Origin of the sequence: Streptomyces paromomycinus (assembly GCF_003865155.1) — a bacterium.
Taxonomy (GTDB): Bacteria; Actinomycetota; Actinomycetes; order Streptomycetales; family Streptomycetaceae; genus Streptomyces; species Streptomyces chrestomyceticus.
The window spans coordinates 7283557-7302052 of the sequence record NZ_BHZD01000001.1; the positions used below are offsets into that span (position 1 = coordinate 7283557).

Annotated in this window: 14 protein-coding genes; 9 read left to right on the top strand and 5 right to left on the bottom strand. The window is 71.2% G+C overall.

The genetic code is table 11. The features are described from left to right. Positions 1 to 98 precede the first annotated feature (98 nt). The 4 genes from trpB (at position 99) to lgt (ending at position 5278) form a co-directional block, all read left to right on the top strand. Positions 99 to 1403 (top strand): tryptophan synthase subunit beta, encoded by a 1305-nt coding sequence (gene trpB / locus OEIGOIKO_RS31445; RefSeq protein ID WP_125056876.1) that lies wholly within the window; start codon positions 99 to 101, stop codon positions 1401 to 1403. Next, on the top strand, positions 1403 to 2221 hold the full coding sequence (trpA, locus tag OEIGOIKO_RS31450) for a tryptophan synthase subunit alpha (RefSeq protein WP_125056877.1): 819 nt from the start codon (positions 1403 to 1405) through the stop codon (positions 2219 to 2221). Before trpB ends, trpA begins: the two co-directional genes overlap by 1 nt. Positions 2222 to 2393: 172 nt before the next feature. Continuing rightward, positions 2394 to 3497 carry a DsbA family protein gene (locus tag OEIGOIKO_RS31455; RefSeq protein WP_125056878.1) on the top strand — a complete coding sequence of 368 codons (1104 nt, stop codon included), beginning with the start codon at positions 2394 to 2396 and terminating at the stop codon, positions 3495 to 3497. A gap of 758 nt (positions 3498 to 4255) precedes the next feature. Further along, positions 4256 to 5278 carry a prolipoprotein diacylglyceryl transferase gene (gene lgt, locus OEIGOIKO_RS31460; RefSeq protein WP_125056879.1) on the top strand — a complete coding sequence of 341 codons (1023 nt, stop codon included), beginning with the start codon at positions 4256 to 4258 and terminating at the stop codon, positions 5276 to 5278. 211 nt (positions 5279 to 5489) lie between these two features. Here lgt and OEIGOIKO_RS31465 read toward each other — a convergent pair whose 3' ends face one another. Together OEIGOIKO_RS31465 and OEIGOIKO_RS31470 are read right to left on the bottom strand one after the other, a co-directional pair. After that, a complete protein-coding gene (locus OEIGOIKO_RS31465; protein WP_125056880.1) occupies positions 5490 to 5843 on the bottom strand; it encodes a beta/gamma crystallin domain-containing protein in 354 nt (117 codons plus the stop codon). A 308-nt stretch (positions 5844 to 6151) separates the two neighbouring features. Further along, entirely contained in the window at positions 6152 to 7222 is a 1071-nt protein-coding gene (locus OEIGOIKO_RS31470) for an aminoglycoside phosphotransferase family protein (protein WP_281288409.1), read from the bottom strand. A 368-nt stretch (positions 7223 to 7590) separates the two neighbouring features. Between OEIGOIKO_RS31470 and OEIGOIKO_RS31475 the strand changes: the two genes are divergently transcribed. The 3 genes from OEIGOIKO_RS31475 (at position 7591) to OEIGOIKO_RS31485 (ending at position 14717) form a co-directional block, all read left to right on the top strand. Next, complete coding sequence (locus OEIGOIKO_RS31475) at positions 7591 to 8322, top strand: VIT1/CCC1 transporter family protein (RefSeq protein ID WP_125059201.1); 732 nt, start codon at positions 7591 to 7593, stop codon at positions 8320 to 8322. 310 nt (positions 8323 to 8632) lie between these two features. Continuing rightward, positions 8633 to 13264, top strand: a complete 4632-nt coding sequence (gltB, locus tag OEIGOIKO_RS31480; protein WP_125056882.1) for a glutamate synthase large subunit — start codon at positions 8633 to 8635, stop codon at positions 13262 to 13264. Then, on the top strand, positions 13257 to 14717 hold the full coding sequence (locus OEIGOIKO_RS31485) for a glutamate synthase subunit beta (protein ID WP_125056883.1): 1461 nt from the start codon (positions 13257 to 13259) through the stop codon (positions 14715 to 14717). Before gltB ends, OEIGOIKO_RS31485 begins: the two co-directional genes overlap by 8 nt. Positions 14718 to 14840: 123 nt before the next feature. On the opposite strand, the gene OEIGOIKO_RS31490 is transcribed toward OEIGOIKO_RS31485, so the two are convergent. Further along, positions 14841 to 15809, bottom strand: a complete 969-nt coding sequence (locus tag OEIGOIKO_RS31490) for a serine hydrolase (RefSeq protein ID WP_246177654.1) — start codon at positions 15807 to 15809, stop codon at positions 14841 to 14843. Between the two features lie 300 nt (positions 15810 to 16109). Continuing rightward, a complete protein-coding gene (locus OEIGOIKO_RS31495; RefSeq protein WP_125056884.1) occupies positions 16110 to 16649 on the bottom strand; it encodes a MarR family winged helix-turn-helix transcriptional regulator in 540 nt (179 codons plus the stop codon). Between the two features lie 132 nt (positions 16650 to 16781). Between OEIGOIKO_RS31495 and OEIGOIKO_RS31500 the strand changes: the two genes are divergently transcribed. After that, positions 16782 to 17510: an SDR family NAD(P)-dependent oxidoreductase gene (locus tag OEIGOIKO_RS31500; RefSeq protein ID WP_125056885.1), complete on the top strand. Its 729-nt coding sequence runs from the start codon at positions 16782 to 16784 to the stop codon at positions 17508 to 17510. Between the two features lie 62 nt (positions 17511 to 17572). On the opposite strand, the gene OEIGOIKO_RS31505 is transcribed toward OEIGOIKO_RS31500, so the two are convergent. After that, positions 17573 to 18064 (bottom strand): PPOX class F420-dependent oxidoreductase, encoded by a 492-nt coding sequence (locus OEIGOIKO_RS31505; protein ID WP_125056886.1) that lies wholly within the window; start codon positions 18062 to 18064, stop codon positions 17573 to 17575. A gap of 145 nt (positions 18065 to 18209) precedes the next feature. On the opposite strand from OEIGOIKO_RS31505, the gene OEIGOIKO_RS31510 reads away from it, so the two are divergent. Beyond that, positions 18210 to 18470 (top strand): hypothetical protein, encoded by a 261-nt coding sequence (locus OEIGOIKO_RS31510; RefSeq protein WP_246177655.1) that lies wholly within the window; start codon positions 18210 to 18212, stop codon positions 18468 to 18470. Positions 18471 to 18496 lie beyond the last annotated feature (26 nt).

Consider the following 18496-nt stretch of genomic DNA (forward strand, 5'->3'; position numbering starts at 1 on the left):
ACCGCGCGGGAGGCGCGCCGGGCGTGGGCGCACCGCATACCGTGATGCCCGTATATCCATACTTCCGGGGCAGTTGCCCCGATCGAGGAGTACGTCGGATGTCTTCTGACTTCTTCATCCCGGACCCGGAGGGTCAGGTCCCGAACGCCGGGGGCTACTTCGGCGACTTCGGCGGTAAGTTCATCCCCGAGGCGCTGGTCGCCGCGGTGGACGAGGTGGCCGCCGAGTACGAGAAGGCCAAGGCGGACCCGGCCTTCGCCGCCGAGCTGAACGACCTGATGGTCAACTACACCGGGCGGCCCAGCGCCCTGACCGAGGTGCCGCGGTTCGCCGAGCACGCCGGCGGCGCCCGGGTCTTCCTCAAGCGCGAGGACCTGAACCACACCGGCTCGCACAAGATCAACAACGTGCTGGGCCAGGCGCTGCTCACCCGGCGCATGGGCAAGACCCGTGTCATCGCCGAGACCGGCGCCGGCCAGCACGGCGTGGCCACCGCCACCGCCTGCGCCCTCTTCGGCCTCGAATGCACCATCTACATGGGCGAGATCGACACCGAGCGCCAGGCACTGAACGTCGCCCGGATGCGGATGCTCGGCGCCGAGGTCATCGCCGTGAAGTCCGGCAGCCGCACCCTCAAGGACGCCATCAACGAGGCGTTCCGCGACTGGGTCGCCAACGTCGACCGCACCCACTACCTCTTCGGCACGGTCGCCGGGCCGCACCCCTTCCCGGCCCTGGTCCGCGACTTCCACCGGGTCATCGGCGTCGAGGCCCGCCGCCAGATCCTGGAGCGCACCGGGCGCCTCCCGGACGCCGCGGTGGCCTGCGTCGGCGGCGGCTCCAACGCCATCGGCCTGTTCCACGCGTTCCTCCAGGACGCCTCCGTACGGCTCGTCGGCTGCGAACCCGGCGGCCACGGCGTCGAGACCGGCGAACACGCCGCCACCCTCACCGAGGGCACCCCCGGCATCCTGCACGGCTCCCGCTCCTACGTCCTCCAGGACGAGGACGGACAGATCACCGAGCCGTACTCGATCTCCGCCGGACTGGACTACCCGGGCATCGGCCCGGAGCACTCCTACCTCAAGGACTCCGGCCGCGGCGAATACCGCGCCGTCACCGACGACGCCGCCATGCAGGCCCTGCGGCTGCTGTCGCAGACCGAGGGCATCATCCCGGCCATCGAGAGCGCCCACGCGCTGGCCGGCGCCCTGGAGATCGGCCGTGACCTGGGCACGGACGGGCTGATCCTGGTCAACCTGTCCGGGCGCGGCGACAAGGACATGGACACCGCGGCCCGCTACTTCGGGCTGTACGGGGTGCCCGCCGACGACACGGTGGAGGCCGGCGACACCGACGCCACCGACACCGCGCTCGGCGCGCACGACGAGGGGGGCAAGTGATGGCGGGCAACGTCGGACTGCTCAGCAGCACCCTGGCCGCGGCCAAGGAGGAGAACCGCGCCGCGCTGGTCGGCTACCTGCCGGCCGGCTTCCCGACCGTGGACGGCGGGGTACGGGCCGTCACCGCGATGATCGAGGGCGGCTGCGACGTCGTCGAGGTCGGGCTGCCGCACAGCGACCCGGTCCTGGACGGCCCGGTCATCCAGACCGCCGACGACATCGCGCTGCGCGGCGGCGTCAAGATCAAGGACGTCATCCGTACGGTCGGCGAGGCGCACGCGGCGACCGGCGCGCCGGTGCTGTGCATGACGTACTGGAACCCGGTGGACGCGTACGGAGTCGAGCGCTTCGCCGCCGACCTGGCCGCCGCGGGCGGGGCCGGCTGCATCCTGCCCGACCTGCCGGTCGAGGAGTCCGGGGTGTGGCGCGCGGCGGCCGGACAGCACGGTCTGGCCACCGTGTTCGTGGTCGCGCCGAGCAGCCGGGACGAACGCCTCGCGAAGATCACCGAGGCGGGCAGCGGCTTCGTGTACGCGGCCTCGCTGATGGGGGTCACCGGGACCCGTGAGTCGGTCGGCCGCGAGGCGCAGGGCCTGGTCGCGCGCACCCGGGCCACCACCGACCTGCCGGTCTGCGTCGGCCTCGGCGTCTCCAACGCCGAACAGGCCGCGGAGGTCGCGCAGTTCGCGGACGGGGTCATCGTCGGGACGGCCTTCGTCAAACGGCTGCTGGAGGCCGGGGACGACCTGGAGGCCGGCCTCGCGGGCGTCCGCGCACTGGCCGGTGACCTGGCGGCGGGCGTACGCAAGCGGGGGTGACGCCGGGCGGCGTGCGTACGCGAGCGGGGGTGGCCCCGGGCGGCGTGCGGTCGTACGTCTGAGTGGGCGCCGGTGCCGGTCCGGGCCGGTGCCCGGCGAGGCTGTCCCTCGTTAGGACGAAGAACGTGGCGGAGGGGTGCGAGGGCGCCCCTCCGCTTCGTTGTTCAGGGGCGTGAGCCAGAACAATCAAGACAAAAAGAGCAGCGCCCGTGAGCGGCTGCAGGCCCAGCGCGAGAAGGAGAAGGCGCGCGAACGGCGCGGCCGCCAGCTGAAGGTCGCCGGGGCGGTGGTCGCGGTGCTGGCCGTCGCCGGTGGCGTCGGCGTCTGGGCCGCCTCCTCCTCGGGCGACGACTCCGGCAGCGGCAAGGTGGCCCTGCCCAAGGGCACCCAGGACAGCGACAAGCCCGCGGTGCCGGTCGGCAAGAAGGAGGCCCCGTCCACGCTCACGGTGTGGGAGGACTTCCGCTGCCCCGCCTGCGCCCAGTTCGAGAAGGGCTTCCGCGGCGCCATCCACGAGCTGGAGGACGCCGGACTGCTCAGGACCGACTACCACCTCGCGACAATCATCGACGGCAGCATGCGCGGCAAGGGTTCGGTCACCGCCGCCAACGCCGCGCTCTGCGCGCAGGACGCGGGCCGCTTCCGTGAGTACCACGACGTGCTGTACGAGAACCAGCCGCCGGAGCAGCAGGACCGGTTCGCCGACAAGAAGTACCTGATCGAGCTGGCCGGGAAGGTGAACGGGCTGGTCAGCGACACCTTCAAGCAGTGCGTCGACAAGGGCACCTACACGGACTTCGTGTACAAGTCCAACACCGCCTTCACCAACTCCGGCCACCAGGGCACCCCGACGGTCCTGCTGAACGGCAAGAACCTCGCGGAGGAGAAGAACCTCACCCCCGACGGACTCAAGCAGAAGGTGCGGGAAGCCGCGGGGGACAAGAAGGCGGGCGGGTCCGGGGCGCCCGGGGCCGCCGGGTCCTCCGGGGACAAGGCGGCCGGTGCGAAGCCCGGCGGTGCGGGGGCGGAGCACGGAGCCGGCACGGTCGGCGCCTCGGCGGGCAGCGGGACCGGGCACTCGGCGGGCAGCGGCTCAGGCCACTCGGCGGGCTCCTCGGCCGGTACGGGCCACGGCGCCGGACAGGGGGCCGGGGCCGGTCAAGGGGCCGGAGCCGGGGACGGGTCCGGAGCGGGCCACGGCGCCGGGCAGGGACACAGTGCCGGGGCGAACGCCGGACACCCGGGCGGGAGCACGGACCGAGTCCCTGCCCCCTGACCGGCCCCTTGCCCGGCCTCTTGGGCGGCCCCTTGCCCGGTCCCTCGCCCGGCCTCTTGGGCAGCCCCCTCGACCGGCACCCTTCGGCGACGGCTCGGTGCGGTGCCTTTCGCGCCGGTCTCCGCGCTTGCGCTGGGGGCCGTGCTCGTGCTCGGGGCCGTGCCCGTGCTCGGGTTCACGTTCGCGCTCGTGCTCGGGTCCGTGCTCGGGTTCACGTTCGCGCTCGTGCTCGGGTCCGTGCTCGGGTTTGGGTTCGCGCTCGTGACTCGGGTGTGGGTTCACGCTCGTGCTCGTGCTGGGGGCCGCGCACAGGCCGGTGCCGGGTGGGCCCGGTCGCCGTCCGCGTTTCGGGTGTCGGCTGGGTTTGTGTGCGGGCGTGGGTCGGGTTCGTGACCGTCCAGTGTCGGGGTCCGTGTTTCGGGTGTCGGTCGGGTTTGTGTGCGGGCGTGGGTCGGGTTCATGATCGACCGGTGTCCGGGTCCGTGCTCCGGGTGTCGGCCGGGTTCGTGACCGACCACTGGCCGGGTCCGCGTTCCGGATGCCGGCCGGGCCCGTAACCGATCGCCGAACGGCCCGTGACCGATTGCTGACCGGGTCCGTAACCGACCACTCACCGGTTCCGTAACCGACCACTCACCGGTTCCGTAACCGACCACTCACCGGGCCCGTAACCGACCGTCTGCCGTGACGGTCGTTACACAGCCGTAGCCGGGTGGGTTGTCGCCGCGCCCACCCGGCGCGGTAGCGTCGTCCCTGCCATGGACCTCGCATTCATTCCCAGCCCGTCGACGGGCGTCGTACACCTCGGCCCGATTCCGCTGCGCGGGTACGCCTTCTGCATCATCATCGGCGTCTTCATCGGCGTCTGGCTCGGCAACAAGCGCTGGATCCAGCGCGGCGGCCGCTCCGGGACCGTCGCGGACATCGCCGTGTGGGCCGTGCCCTTCGGGCTCGTCGGCGGCCGCCTCTACCACGTCATCACGACGTACGAGCCGTACTTCGGCGAGGGCGGTCACCCCCTCAACGCCTTCAAGGTGTGGGAGGGCGGCCTCGGGATCTGGGGCGCTGTCGCGCTCGGCGCGGTGGGCGCCTGGATCGGCTGCCGCCGCCGCGGCATCCCGCTGCCCGCCTACATGGACGCGCTGGCGCCCGGTCTCGCCCTGGGCCAGGCGATCGGCCGCTGGGGCAACTGGTTCAACCAGGAGCTCTACGGCCGCGCCACCGACCTCCCGTGGGCGCTGAAGATCAGCGACGACCCGTCCATCGGCCGGGTCGGCGGCACCTACCACCCGACGTTCCTGTACGAGTCGCTGTGGTGCATCGGGGTCGCGCTGCTCGTGATCTGGGCGGACAAGCGCTTCAAGCTGGGCCACGGACGGGCGTTCGCGCTGTACGTGGCGTCCTACTGCGCCGGCCGCGCCTGGATCGAGTACATGCGGGTCGACGAGGCCCACCACATCCTGGGCCTGCGCCTGAACGTCTGGACCGCGCTCATCGGCCTCGTCGTGTCCGTCGTCTACATCGTGGTCTCCGCGAAGAAGATCCCGGGCCGCGAGGAGGTCGTCGAGCCGGGCGCGCTGGAAGCGGCCGCGGACGACACCGGGACGGGGAAGTCCGGCGCCGAGTCGAAGAAGGGTGACGCCGGGACCACCAAGGCGGCGCCCAAGACCGTCAAGGGAGCGCCCAAGGCCGCGGGCAGCGGCGAGGAGAGCGTGGCTGACGGTGCCGCGAAGCTGACGAAGGACGCCGGGTCCGGGAGCCGCAGCGGCAAGGACTCCTGACGCCGATCGTGACGCCCGACGTCACGCTGCGCGGCACACCGCCGAAGACCGGCAGAGGCCGCTCGTCCCCACTGGGGCCGGGCGGCCTCCGCCGTTTCCGCCGGTATGCGCGGCACGGGAATTCCATTTCCCGCCCGGAACGCGGCGTATCAGAAATGGGCCATCAGGGGCAATGCCCATTCCCGGTGCCGACCGGGTTCATGCGCGGCCGTCACACAATTTCGATGGCCTTCACCTTCGGCGGACGGTTGGGGTAGGAAATGTCGGTCCACCGGTCGACCCGCACCGAATCGCCGTTGTCGTCGTAGTAGATCAGGTCGTTGTTGCCCGTGTAGATCCTGTCGACCCACCAACTGCCGAAGTTGATCCGCCCGGCGTTGGCGTAGCAGTCCACGCTGTTCTTGTTACCGCTGTGCGACCAGATCTTCAGGTAGTTCTCCCCGGCGCGGCACTCGACCTTGTTGATGGCGAATGCGTTACCGGTCGGCATGGTCACGGTGAACGCGGCAGCCGCGGCGAACGCCACGACGGCGGAACGTCCGAGCCTTTTCGTCTTGGACAGCATGAGTTCTCCTCAATTCGAATGTCGAACCGGAGGGCACGCGGCGACCGACGCACATCGCGGCGTGCCGACGAATATCTGAACGACCCGGAACCGCGGTCGTCAGATCGTCTCGCCCTGACAAAAAAGACGATCCTGTAAAACACCTGTACATGGCAATCTTCTCCCGGGCCCCCGGCCGGAATGCGCCCCCGATTGTCCGGATCGGCTCCATGTCATATGAGTTGTCGGCTTCGAACCTTAGTGTCAGCTGCCGTGGCTACCGTCGTAAAAGCCCTGCTCCGAGCCACTCCGGGCCGGTCTCGGGTGGTTCAGGCGCTTGCCAGGGCTATGAGGAACCGCGTCTTCGCGTCGTCCCGCCGCGCGCAGATCCCGAGGGCCGCGTTGAGGACGGCCAGGGACCGGCACCAGCCCAGTACGCGGTCGGGGGACTGGCCGGGTACCAACGCGGCCAGTTCCCTGGCCCGCTCTTCCAGCGCGGCGAACGTCGTGACGCCGTCCAGCACCCAGTCCACCGCGTCGAAGTCGGGGTCGCCCCAGGCGGGCCGCGGATCGATGGCCACCATGCGGGCCCCCGGGCCTGACAGCACGTTGTCCGGGTGAAGATCGCCGTGAACCAGCGTCCGGGGCCCGTCGGAGGCGAGGTCCAGAGCCGCCCCACGCGCCCGGCCGAGCACCGCCGGATCGAGCAGGCCGCCGGTGCCGGACGCCGCCAGCCTGCGGCTCGTCAGGCGGAAGAGGAACTCGACCCGCTGCGCCAGGGGTTGCACCGCCGGGGGACGTTCCGGAAGGGGAGCGGGAGCCCCCGGCGGGGGAGCGGGAGCTCCCGGCGGGGGAGCGGGAGCTCCCGGCGGGGGAGCGGGAGCTCCCGGCGGGGGAGCGGGAGCTCCCGGTGGGGCAGCGGGAGCTCCCGGCGGGGGAGCGGGAGCTCCCGGCGGGGGAGCGGGAGCTCCCGGTGGGGCAGCGGGAGCCCGCAGGTCCCGCAGCAGCGCCGCGACTTCGGGCAGCCGCCGGTCCAGCCGTCTCACCGGCACTCCCGGCTCCACGTCCTCCAGCAGCAGGGCACCGGCTTCGAGGTCCTGCGCCAGCAGCGTGACGACCGACGGTGTCCCCGCCCAGGCGGTCAGGGCTGCGGCCTCCTCGCGGGCGAGGGCGGGCTCCGGGGTGAGCTTGAGCCACGCCGAGGTGCCGGTGTCACGGCGCAGGCAACGGAACACCCGCGAGGTGCCGCCGCCGTTCGCCTCGACGAGCTCCAGGCGCCAGCGGGCAGTGAGGTTGCCGACGAGCTCCGGCAGGGTGTCGCACCAGGCGCGTACTTCGTCCCCGAACCGGACGGCGAGCCGGTCCCGGACCTCCGGCGCGACGTCGGCCACCTTTCGCACCGCGACTCCCGAAGCTGGTTGATGCCGTCCGCTCATGCCCCTGCCCCCTCATGCCTCGTCAGTCCGTACACCGGCAGTCCGTGCACTGTCGGTGAATCTGCGTTCAGCATCCCGCGCCGGACCTCCCCACCGCATTGCGGTTTCCCGCATGATCGGCTGCGGTTTTCCGCACCCCGCCGCGCCGCCCGATGTGATCCACCCCTCACCAACGCCTGGGCCTCCCGTAAACCCGCAGGTCAGCGCAGTAAGTTCGGCCTTCCTTGCTAGCGCGGCGGGGTGTGCGACGCATAGCTTCGAGGTGTTGGAGGGGGAAGCGCCGGCATCGGCCCACACCTCGCGAGAAGGGAACGGGTCCCCATATGTCTGTCATGGATGTCATGGACGCTTCGGCGCCTACGCACATAGCCCACCGCGACAACCACACCCACCGCGACGTGAACGGCGGCTGGCTGCGCCCCGCCGTCTTCGGCGCGATGGACGGACTGGTCTCCAACCTCGCCCTGATGACCGGCGTCGCCGGCGGCGCGGTCTCCCAGCAGACCATCATCATCACCGGTCTCGCGGGCCTGGCCGCGGGCGCGTTCTCCATGGCGGCCGGCGAGTACACCTCGGTGGCCTCCCAGCGGGAGCTGGTCCTCGCCGAACTGGACGTGGAGCGGCGGGAACTGCGCAAGCACCCCAAGGGCGAACTGGAGGAGCTGGCCGCGCTGTACGAGTCGCGCGGCGTGGAGCCGGAGCTGGCCCGTGAGGTGGCCCGGCAGCTGTCGAAGGACCCGGAACAGGCGCTGGAGATCCACGCCCGCGAGGAGCTGGGCATCGACCCGTCCGACCTGCCCTCGCCCGCCGTCGCCGCCGTCTCGTCCTTCGGCTCCTTCGCGCTGGGTGCCCTGCTGCCCGTCCTGCCGTACCTGCTGGGCGCCTCCCAGTTGTGGCCCGCGGTGCTGCTGGCGCTGGTGGGGCTCTTCGGGTGCGGAGCCGTCGTGGCGCGGGTGACGGCGCGGTCCTGGTGGTTCAGCGGTCTGCGGCAGCTGGCCCTCGGCGGCGCGGCGGCGGGTGTGACGTACGTCCTGGGCGCATTGTTCGGTACGGCCGTAGGCTGACCCTACGTGCAGCAGTATGCGGACCCCCGCATAACTAAAGTGTTACCGGGCGGTTTGGTCGCGTGCGGGGCCGGGCATAAGGCCCAAGCGTTGCGGGCAATGTCGCCTGCTCGAAAACGACGCAGATGGCGCCGGTGGAGGCTGATCCGTCCGCCCGCGCCCCCGGTCCCCGCCACGAGTGGTGTCCGCATTCTGGAAGGCTCTATCCGCTTTTCGAGAAGCGAGCCATCCTGTAGCCTGCACGAAATTTCGCGGAGGGCCAACGTCGTCCCTCGGCACTGAACATGCCACGACGACGTTGGGAGAGCCGATGCGTTCCGCGTCCACGCACTCCGCGACCACCGGCAGCGCCAGCGCCGCCCCCTGGTCGCCCATGGACGGGCGCCCCGCCCCGCAGGGAATGTACGACCCCCGTAACGAGCACGACGCCTGCGGCGTCGGCTTCGTGGCGACCCTCACCGGCGAGCCCAGCCACGCCCTGGTCGAACAGGCCCTCACCGTCCTGCGCAACCTCGAGCACCGCGGCGCGACCGGCTCCGAGCCCGACTCGGGCGACGGCGCCGGCATCCTCCTCCAGATCCCGGACGCCTTCCTGCGCGAGAGCGTCACCTTCGCCCTGCCCGACGCCGGCGCGTACGCCGTGGGCATCGCCTTCCTGCCGTCCGTGGCCGAGGACGCCGCGGCCGCCGTCTCACGGATCGAGACGATCGCGTCCGAAGAGGGCCTGGACGTCCTCGGCTGGCGGGTCGTCCCGGTGGCCCCGCAGCTGCTCGGCAACGGCGCCCGTGCCACGATGCCCGCCTTCTCCCAGCTCTTCGTCACCGACAAGCACGGCAAGGACACCGGCCTTGCCCTGGACCGCAAGGCGTTCGTGCTGCGCAAGCGCTCCGAGCGCGAGGCGGGCGTCTACTTCCCGTCGCTGTCGGCCCGCACGATCGTCTACAAGGGCATGCTGACGACCGGCCAGCTGGAGCCGTTCTTCCCGGATCTGTCCGACCGCCGCTTCGCCACCGCCATCGCGCTGGTGCACTCCCGCTTCTCCACGAACACCTTCCCGAGCTGGCCGCTGGCCCACCCGTACCGCTTCGTCGCGCACAACGGTGAGATCAACACCGTCCAGGGCAACCGGAACTGGATGCGGGCCCGCGAGTCCCAGCTCGCCAGCAAGCTCTTCGCGGACGCCACCGGGGACAGCGCCAACCTGGAGCGGCTCTTCCCGGTCTGCACGCCGGACGCGTCCGACTCCGCCTCCTTCGACGAGGTCCTGGAACTGCTGCACCTCGGCGGCCGCTCGCTGCCGCACTCGGTGCTGATGATGGTCCCGGAGGCGTGGGAGAACAGCACCTCCATGGACCCGGCGCGACGGGCCTTCTACGCGTACCACTCCACGATGATGGAGCCCTGGGACGGCCCGGCCTGCGTCACCTTCACCGACGGCACCCAGGTCGGCGCGGTCCTGGACCGCAACGGCCTGCGCCCCGGCCGCTACTGGGTCACCGACGACGGCCTGGTGGTGCTCTCCTCCGAGGTCGGCGTGCTGGACATCGACCCGGCCAAGGTCGTCCGCAAGGGCCGCCTCCAGCCCGGCCGGATGTTCCTGGTGGACACCGCCGAGCACCGCATCATCGAGGACGACGAGATCAAGGCGCAGCTCGCCGCCGAGCACCCGTACCAGGAGTGGCTGGACGCGGGCCTGATCGAGCTGGCCGACCTGCCCGAGCGCGAGCACATCGTGCACACCCACGCCTCGGTCACCCGCCGTCAGCAGACCTTCGGCTACACGGAGGAGGAGCTGCGCGTCATCCTGGCGCCGATGGCCAAGACCGGTGCCGAGCCCATCGGCTCGATGGGTACGGACTCGCCGATCGCCGCCCTCTCCGAGCGCCCGCGACTGCTGTTCGACTACTTCACCCAGCTGTTCGCGCAGGTCACCAACCCGCCGCTGGACGCCATCCGCGAGGAGCTGGTCACCTCGCTGATCTCCTCGCTCGGCCCGCAGGGCAACCTGCTGGAGCCGACCGCGGCCTCCTGCCGCAGCGTCATGCTGCCGTTCCCGGTGATCGACAACGACGAGCTGGCCAAGCTCATCCACATCAACGCCGACGGCGACATGCCGGGCATGAAGGCCGTCACCCTGTCCGGTCTGTACCGGGTCTCCGGCGGTGGCGAGGCACTGGCCGCCCGGATCGCCCGGATCTGCGCCGAGGCCGACGCGGCCATCGAGGACGGCGCCCGCCTGATCGTGCTCTCCGACCGGCACTCGGACGCCGAGCACGCCCCGATCCCGTCCCTGCTGCTCACCGCCGCGGTGCACCACCACCTCATCGGCACCAAGCAGCGCACCCAGGTCGGCCTGCTCGTCGAGGCCGGTGACGTGCGCGAGGTGCACCACGTCGCGCTGCTCATCGGGTACGGCGCCGCCGCCGTCAACCCGTACCTGGCGATGGAGTCGGTCGAGGACCTGGTCCGCGCCGGTACGTTCCTGCCGAAGGACACCGACCCCGAGCCCGCGATCAAGAACCTGATCAAGGCGCTCGGCAAGGGCGTCCTGAAGGTGATGTCCAAGATGGGCATCTCCACCGTCGCCTCCTACCGGGGCGCGCAGGTCTTCGAGGCCGTCGGCCTGGACCAGGGCTTCGTGGACGCCTACTTCCACGGCACCACGACGAAGATCGGCGGCGCCGGCCTCGACGTGATCGCCAAGGAGGTCGCGGCGCGGCACGCCAAGGCGTACCCGGCCACCGGCATCGCCCCGGCGCACCGCGCGCTGGACATCGGCGGCGAGTACCAGTGGCGCCGCGAGGGCGAGCCGCACCTGTTCGACCCGGACACGGTCTTCCGCCTCCAGCACTCCACCCGCTCGCGCCGCTACGACATCTTCAAGCAGTACACGGAGCGGGTGAACGAGCAGTCCGAGCGCCTGATGACGCTGCGTGGCCTGTTCTCGTTCAAGTCCGACCGCCCCTCGGTGCCCCTGGAGGAGGTCGAGCCCGCCTCCGAGATCGTCAAGCGTTTCTCGACGGGTGCGATGTCGTACGGCTCCATCTCTCAGGAGGCGCACGAGACCCTCGCCATCGCCATGAACCAGCTGGGCGGCAAGTCCAACACCGGTGAGGGCGGCGAGGACCCGGAGCGCCTGTACGACCCGGCGCGCCGCTCCTCGATCAAGCAGGTCGCCTCCGGCCGGTTCGGCGTGACCAGCGAATACCTGGTCAACTCCGACGACATCCAGATCAAGATGGCACAGGGCGCCAAGCCCGGCGAGGGCGGCCAGCTGCCCGGTCACAAGGTCTACCCGTGGGTCGCCAAGACCCGGCACTCGACGCCCGGCGTGGGCCTGATCTCCCCGCCGCCGCACCACGACATCTACTCCATCGAGGACCTCGCCCAGCTCATCCACGACCTGAAGAACGCCAATCCGCAGGCCCGCATCCACGTGAAGCTGGTCTCCGAGGTCGGTGTCGGCACGGTCGCGGCGGGCGTCTCCAAGGCGCACGCGGACGTCGTCCTGATCTCCGGCCACGACGGCGGTACGGGCGCCTCCCCGCTGACCTCCCTGAAGCACGCGGGCGGTCCCTGGGAGCTGGGCCTGGCCGAGACGCAGCAGACACTGCTGCTCAACGGCCTGCGCGACCGGATCGTGGTGCAGACCGACGGCCAGCTCAAGACCGGCCGCGACGTGGTCATCGCCGCCCTGCTGGGCGCCGAGGAGTACGGCTTCGCGACCGCGCCGCTGGTGGTCTCCGGCTGCGTCATGATGCGCGTCTGCCACCTGGACACCTGCCCGGTCGGCATCGCCACCCAGAACCCGACGCTGCGCGAGCGGTTCAGCGGCAAGGCCGAGTACGTCGTCAACTTCTTCCAGTTCATCGCGGAGGAGGTCCGCGAGATCCTCGCCGAGCTGGGCTTCCGCTCGCTGGAGGAGGCGGTCGGCCACGCCGGACTGCTGGACACCTCCAAGGCCGTCGACCACTGGAAGGCGCAGGGCCTGGACCTGGCTCCGCTGCTGCACGTGCCCGAGCTGCCCGAGGGCGCCGTACGCCACCAGGTCGCCGTCCAGGACCATGGCCTGGAGAAGGCGCTCGACAACGAGCTGATCAAGCTGTCCGTCGACGCGCTGTCCGCGGACACCGCCGAGGCCGCGCAGCCCGTACGGGCCCAGGTCGCGATCCGCAACATCAACCGGACCGTCGGCACCATGCTCGGCCACGAGGTGACCAAGAAGTTCGGCGGCCAGGGCCTGCCCGACGACACGATCGACATCACCTTCACCGGCTCGGCCGGCCAGTCCTTCGGCGCGTTCCTGCCGCCCGGCGTCACGCTGCGGCTGGAGGGCGACGCCAACGACTACGTCGGCAAGGGCCTGTCCGGCGGCCGGATCGTGGTCCGCCCGGACCGCGGCGCCGACCACCTGGCCGAGTACTCGACCATCGCGGGCAACACCCTCGCCTACGGGGCCACCGGCGGCGAACTGTTCCTGCGCGGCCGCGTCGGCGAGCGGTTCTGCGTCCGCAACTCCGGCGCCACGGTGGTGTCCGAGGGCGTCGGCGACCACGGCTGCGAGTACATGACGGGCGGTCACGCCGTCATCCTGGGCGAGACCGGGCGCAACTTCGCGGCCGGCATGTCCGGCGGCATCGCGTACGTGATCGACCTGGACCCGGCCAACGTCAACCGTGAGCTGACCGCCGCCGTCTCCACCGAACTGGACGCCACCGACCGGCAGTGGCTGCACGACGTCGTGCGCCGCCACCAGGAGGAGACCGGCTCCACCGTCGCCGCGAAGCTGCTCGCCGACTGGGACGCCGCGCTGCCCCGCTTCAGCAAGGTCATCCCGGCCACCTACCAGGCAGTGCTCGCCGCCAAGGACGCCGCCGAGCGAGCCGGGCTCTCCGAGTCCGAGACCCACGAGAAGATGATGGAGGCGGCGATCAATGGCTGACCCCAAGGGCTTCCTGACCACCGGCCGCGAGGTCGCGAAGACCCGCCCCGTCGAGGAGCGCGTCCGCGACTGGAACGAGGTCTACGTCCCCGGTTCGCTGCTGCCGATCATCAGCAAGCAGGCCGGGCGCTGCATGGACTGCGGCATTCCCTTCTGCCACAACGGCTGTCCGCTCGGAAACCTCATCCCCGAGTGGAACGACTACGCCTACCGCGAGGACTGGACGGCCGCCAGCGAGCGGCTGCACGCGACCAACAACTTCCCGGAGTTCACCGGTCGCCTGTGCCCGGCCCCCTGCGAGTCGGCGTGTGTGCTGGGCATCAACCAGCCGCCGGTGACCATCAAGAACGTCGAGGTCACCATCATCGACAAGGCGTGGGACAGCGGGGACGTCACCCCGCAGCCGCCGGAGCGGCTGTCCGGCAAGACCGTCGCCGTCATCGGCTCGGGCCCGGCCGGCCTGGCCGCCGCCCAGCAGCTCACCCGGGCGGGCCACACCGTCGCCGTCTACGAGCGCGCGGACCGGATCGGCGGGCTCCTCCGCTACGGCATCCCCGAGTTCAAGATGGAAAAGCGCCACATCAACCGCCGTATCGAGCAGATGCGGGCGGAAGGCACCAAGTTCCGTACGGAGGTGGAGATCGGCCGGGACATCGACGCCGCCAAGCTGCGCAAGCGCTACGACGCCGTCGTGATCGCCGCCGGTGCCACCACCTCGCGTGACCTGAAGGTCCCCGGGCGCGAGCTGAACGGCGTCCACTTCGCGATGGAGTACCTGCCGCTCGCCAACAAGGTGCAGGAGGGCGACCTGACCGTCTCCCCGATCACCGCCGAGGGCAAGCACGTCGTGGTCATCGGCGGCGGCGACACCGGCGCGGACTGCGTCGGCACGGCGCACCGCCAGGGCGCGGCCTCGGTCACCCAGCTGGAGATCATGGGCAAGCCGGGCGACGAGCGGAACCCGGACCAGCCCTGGCCGACCTTCCCGATGCTCTACAAGGTCACCTCCGCGCACGAGGAGGGCGGCGAGCGGCTGTACTCCGTCTCCACCACCCACTTCGAGGGCGACGAGGACGGCAACGTCCAGTGGCTGCACCTGGTCGAGGTGGAGTTCAAGGACGGCCGTCCGGAGCCGAAGCCGGGCACCGAGCGCAGGATTCCCGCGCAGCTGGTCACCCTGGCCATGGGCTTCACCGGCACCGACCAGGAGAACGGGCTGGTCTCACAGTTCGGACTGGAGCTGGACGCGCGCGGCAACATCGCCCGCGACGCCGACTTCGCGACCAACGTCCCCGGCGTGTACGTTGCGGGTGACGCGGGTCGTGGCCAGTCGCTGATCGTCTGGGCCATCGCCGAGGGCCGCTCGGCGGCCCGCGGTGTGGACCGCTACCTCGCGGGCGCCAGCGCGCTGCCCGCCCCCGTCAAGCCGACGGACCGCGCACTGACCGTGTAGCGGCCCCGGCTCACAGATGTCCCGTACAACGACGTGCGGAACACCCGCGGCGCCTGCCTCCCTCCCCGACCGGAGGGCAGGCGCCGCGACTTATGCGTGCCGGATCGGCTTATGTGTACCGGATCACCGTTCGGTTTCGGGCACCAGTGAGCCGTCCGACGTGTGGGGCAGCACCCTGGCACGGGCCTCCCGGACCGGACGCGCCGTCCCGTTGAGGTCCTTGTGCAGGGTGCGGGCCAGGTCTTCGATCGTGCGGACCCCGGCGTCCATGCCCGGATGGTCCGCGGTCAGGACGACCAGCCCGTAGTCATGCCCCCCGCCGGTGACCGCGCCGACGCTGTGCACCCGCCAGCCGCCGCTGCTCCGTTGCAGCCAGCCGTTCTTGACGTGCACCTTCGCCCCGGCCGGCGCACCGGCGGGCACGCCCCAGCGCTGCTCGGGCACCACCCGGGCCATGAGGTCCAGGGCGTACGCGCGGGAGGCGCCGTCGAGCACGGTGTTCTCAGCGGTGAGGAGCCGCAGCAGGGTGAGCTGGTCGGCGGCGTTGATCTGGGTCAGTCCCCAGTACCCTTCCGTGTCGGGAACGGTGTTGTGCATTCCGGCGAGCCGCAGGAAGCTGTTTATCCGCCCGAGGCCAGCCCGCTTCCACAGCGTGGTGGTGGCGTCGTTGTCCGACCTCGTAATCATCTTTTCCGCGAGTTTTTTCTCGTCCGCGGTCAGAGCGCGCTGTTCTTCCTGAGCCTGCCGCAAGAGGGTGCCCAGCACCACGACCTTCACGACACTCGCCGAGTCGTACTGCCGGTCCGCGTCGTACGCGCACCGGGTGTCGCTCGTGCGGTCGTAGAGGGCGAACGAGGTATGGCCGGAAGTGTGCGCACGCAACACCTGGCCGAGGTCTTCGGAAAGCCGGTCGGCGAGCCCGTCCTTGGCGGACGTGCAGGTCACCTTGGGGAGCGCCGGCTGTGCGTCGGCAGCTTCGGCGGCGGTTGCGGGGGCCGCGGCGGCGAGGAGCGAGGACAGGGTCGCGGTGAGCACCGTCACGGCGGAGAATCGCCGCCGGGTGGAATCCAGGGTGCGTATTCGATGGCGCAAAGTGTTCCTTCGTCTTTCTGCTCGTGTTCACCGACAGGGCGTGGAAAGCAGGTGTGGCGACAGGGGTGCTGGCGGGGCATTGCCCGGGGAATTCGGTCGTTGCCCCGGCGCAGGCTGCCCGGTGCTGCGTACGTGCGCGTCGGGAAAGCGCAATTCACGCCGCAGGAGCATCCAGCATGAACGTTTCTGTGTCAATGGTGGAAATAACGCCGCACCGGTCGTGAACCGGCCGCCGTGGAAGGCGCGCGGACGCCCGCGCAAGGGGTGGAAGGCGCGCGGACGCCCGCGCAAGGGTGGGTGCTATTCCCCGACCTGTGTGATCCGGTCGTCGCCCAGGCGCGTCTGGACGTCCTGGAGCAGCAGCTTCAGGAGGCCCGCGAGCTGTTCCTGCTGGTCCGGCTTCAGGCCGCTGACCAGTTCGGTCTCCCGGTGCAGCACCTGGTCCACGGTCTCTTCGACGAGTGTGTGTCCGGCCGGGGTCAGCTCCACCAGCACCGTACGGGGGCGGCCCTCGCCGGGGCGGCGTACGGCCAGCCCCTCACGCTCGGCGCGGGCGACGCGCTGGGAGATCGCGCCGGCCGTCACCATGGAGCGGGCCGCGAGTTCGCGGGTGCTGAGGGTGTACGGGGCGCCGGCGCGGCGCAGCACGCTGAGCAGGTCCAGGGTGGCGGTGTCCACTCCGGCGCGGGCCAGTACCCGGCGCCGGTCGTCGCCCAGCAGCTTGGCCAACTGCCACAGGGGCGTGACGATCCCGATGGACGAGACGGGCATGCCGGGGCGCTCGCGTTCCCAGGCGTCGGCGATCTCCTGGACGGGGTACGGGGCGTCCGTGCTTGCCATGGGCCCTCCTGCGGATGTTACGTTCAGATCTAAATTCAGGCCTAAATGCAGGGCTGGCCTCAGCGGGGCTGGCCTCAGACCTGCGTTCAGGTCTGAATTTAGACCTGAACGCATGACGTCGGGAGTCAGCTTATGTCACGCACCATCCTGGTCACCGGCGGCGCCACCGGCATCGGTCTGGCCGTCGCCCGGCACTTCGCCGCACAAGGGGACGCGGTCGTCATCACCGGTCGCCGTCCCGCACCCCTGGAGAAGGCCGCCGAGGAGACCGGCGCCCGCGCGGTCGTCTGCGACCACACCGACCCCGCCGCGCTGACCCGTCTCCTGGACGAGCTGCCCGAGCGGATCGACGTCCTGGTCAACAACGCCGGCGGCAACACCGACCTGGACGACGCGCCGGGCGGCGACCTTGCCTCGTACGCGCGGGCCTTCCGCGCCAACCTCGACGCCAACCTGCTCACCGCGGCCCTCACCACGAAGGCCGTCGAAGACCGGCTCACCCCGGGCGGAGCCGTGGTGCACATCGGCTCGATCGCAGCGTCTCGGGGAGCGGGTTCCCCGGGTGCGTACGGCGCGGCCAAGGCGGGGCTCACCACCTGGAACCTCGACCTGGCGAACACGCTCGGCCCGCGCGGCGTCACCGCCAACGTCGTCTCGCCCGGCTACATCGAGGACACCGAGTTCTTCCGGGACCGGCTCTCCGACGAGCGGCGGGCGTGGCTGGTGGACGCCACCGCCACGGGCCGGGCCGGGCGCCCGGAGGATGTCGCGGCGGCGGTCGCGTTCCTGGCGTCCGAAGGGGCGCGGCACATCACGGGTCAGGTGCTGAACGTGAACGGAGGTGCTGACAAGACGCGCTGAGGCGGTGGCCACGCGGGCCGCCGAGGGTGAGGGGGCGGGAGGCCGACGGAGGCCGACGGAGGTCAGCTCGTCCCCTCGGCCCGGTCCTCCTCCTCGGCGAGGCGGGCCGGGAAGCCGCCCGTGGCGACCGGCCCCCACCGCAGCGGTGTCACCCGGATCAGCGACTTGCCCTGCGTGATCATCGCGGCGCGGTACTCGTGCCAGTCCGGGTGCTCGCCCGCGACGCTGCGGTAGTACTCGACCAGCGGCTCGACCGAGTCCGGCGCGTCCAGGATCTCCGCCTCGCCGTCGATCTGCACCCAGGGCCCGGTCCACTCGTCGGACAGCAGGAGCACGCTCACCGAGGGCGCCCGGCGGGCGTTGCGCACCTTGGCGCGCTCCGGATACGTCGCCATCACCAGCCGCCCGGAGTCGTCGACGCCGCAGGTCAGCGGCGATGCCTGCGGCATACCGTCGGAACGCCGGGTGATCAGGACTGCGCGGTGCCGGGGGCGCGCGAACTCCAGCAGTCCGTCGAGGTCCACGCGGGTGGTGGTGGCGATGGAAGGGCTCATACGGGCGAGCCTAGGGCGTGGAGTCCGCTCGAAGAGGGCGACGTCCCGGGAGGGGGCGCGGTCCGCCGCGTCCGCACTATTGACTAAAAGTCAGCCGGGAACGACGCTGCTGGGCAACCGTCGTAGCCGCACCCCGGGAGGACTGGTGGGTACAGGTTCGAGCACCGACGCACGGACCGGCGCGGGTGGGGACAGCGAGGCGTTCCGCGCCCTGGCCGAATCGCTCGGCGCCCCGGCGCCGCCCGGCCTCGCCGCTGCCGCGCCCGAACAACTCGGCCTACTGACGCGCGCGTTGCGCACCCGTAAAGAGAGCCACGCCGCGGGCCTCAACGACGCGGCCGAAGAGGCCCTGAAGCTGGTGCCCGCCCTCGCCCGCGGCCCCGTGCGCCGCATCCTGTTCCGCTGACCCGGCCGACTTCCGCTGACCCAGCC